This window comes from Ferrovum sp., assembly GCF_027317285.1.
Lineage (GTDB): Bacteria > Pseudomonadota > Gammaproteobacteria > Burkholderiales > Ferrovaceae > Ferrovum.
Map to the genome: position 1 here is coordinate 1 of NZ_DAHVHV010000110.1, position 1,601 is coordinate 1,601.

A 1,601-nucleotide genomic window follows, 5' to 3' on the forward strand; every position below is an offset into this window, starting at 1 on the left:
CTGCCATGATAGGTACGATAGAGCGCAAACCGCCTGAGCAAATGCCGATCTCCTGCCACGAAGGCCGAGCGTAATCCCGGAACATTGGAGCGTTTGGACAGGCTGCCCATGACGAGGAGGCGCGGATAACCCGAACGACCGAGACGCTGGGCAGCTTCCAGTCCACCCAGCGGAGGTGCACTGTCCAGAGGGTAGATTTCCGAATAGCATTCATCGCTCACGAGGGTGAACCCATACCGGTCAGAGAGGGCGAACAGCCGGGTCCACTCCTCCATGCTCAGGACTCCTCCGGTGGGGTTACCAGGAGAACAGATAAAGACCAGACGGGTATGGGTCCAGACGGATTCGGGAACCTGGCTGTAATCGATGCGGTACCCTTGAGCGGGGTCGGCATTGACAAAGTAGGGACGTCCTCCCGCCAGCAATGTGGCTCCTTCGTAGATTTGGTAAAAAGGGTTGGGACAGACCACCCTTTCTTCAGCCCCCGGGTCGAGCAGGGTTTGGGTAAGGGAAAACAGGGCTTCACGACTGCCCAATGTGGGCAGTATTTCCGTATCCGGATCCAGGGGGGGGAGGTGAAAACGATGTTCCAGCCAGCCTGCCAGGGTTTCGCGCAACACTTGGGAACCCAGGGTCTGCGGGTAGCGGGCCAGTTCGTCCAGATGCGCACACAGCGCCTCCTGAATGAAACGTGGAGTGGGATGACGGGGTTCTCCGATGGACAGTGCGATGGGGGTATGATCGGGGCAGGGAGACTGCGCTCCGATCAGGCTTCGCCAGCGTTCAAAAGGATAGGGCTGAAGTGTGTCAAGACGAGGGTTCATGCCAGAGGAGGGGCCCAGGGAGTCGCGCCTGCAAAGTGCACTGGCGGCAAAGAACAACGGGGCTGCCACCCTTCCTGACGGTGTTCGCTCAGTACGTGGGTAAAGATGCCGCCGCGCACGTTCCAGCGACTCAAGAGACGCAGGAAACGGGGTTGTGTCGCTGCGACCAGGTCATCGAGAATGCGTTGCGTCACGGCTTCATGAAAGGCCCCTTCATTTCGGAAAGACCACAGATACAGTTTGAGGCTCTTTAATTCGACATTGGTCTGATCCGGGACATAGTCGAGACTCAACCAGGCAAAATCGGGTTGCCCGGTCTTGGGACACAGACAGGTGAATTCGGGCAGTTCCATATGAATCAGGTAATCCCGTTCCGGACTTGGATTCGGGAAGGTTTCCAGAGTACGACTGGGTTGTGCGGGCATTGGGGAGATCCTGTCTGATGGAGTAGAATCTTCTTATTCTAACTTCTTTGTGGACAGCAGCGCATTTAGTGCATCTCAAACACATTAAACTGGCGGGTTTCAAATCCTTTGCCGATGCGGTTCATATCCCGATTCCCGGGCAACGGGGTGTCCCGTTACACCATCAACGAGACCACGGTGCGTCGGCGTGATGCCCCTCTGGATGATACGAATACCGAGCGTTTTGCGCGCATGGTGCAGAGGATGTCCGAGCATACCCAGTTTCTCTTTAACACCCACAACAAGGTAGCAATGGAAATGGCACAACAGTTGATTGGTATTACTATGGCAGAATCCGGGGTATCGCGTATGG

3 protein-coding genes are annotated in these 1,601 nt (G+C 56.3%); 1 reads left to right on the forward strand and 2 read right to left on the reverse strand.

Translation table 11 applies throughout. The annotated features are described in order from the left end of the window. The coding region (locus M6F29_RS11710; RefSeq protein WP_298160108.1) for an aminotransferase class I/II-fold pyridoxal phosphate-dependent enzyme at positions 1-824 on the reverse strand (824 nt) is incomplete at its 3' end. Continuing rightward, on the reverse strand, positions 821-1,249 hold the full coding sequence (queF, locus tag M6F29_RS11715; RefSeq protein WP_031597800.1) for a preQ(1) synthase: 429 nt from the start codon (positions 1,247-1,249) through the stop codon (positions 821-823). The genes M6F29_RS11710 and queF, both read right to left, overlap by 4 nt. Before the next feature lie 147 nt (positions 1,250-1,396). On the opposite strand from queF, the gene M6F29_RS11720 reads away from it, so the two are divergent. Further along, a partial coding sequence (locus M6F29_RS11720; RefSeq protein ID WP_298160113.1) for a hypothetical protein occupies positions 1,397-1,601 on the forward strand: 205 nt, incomplete at its 3' end.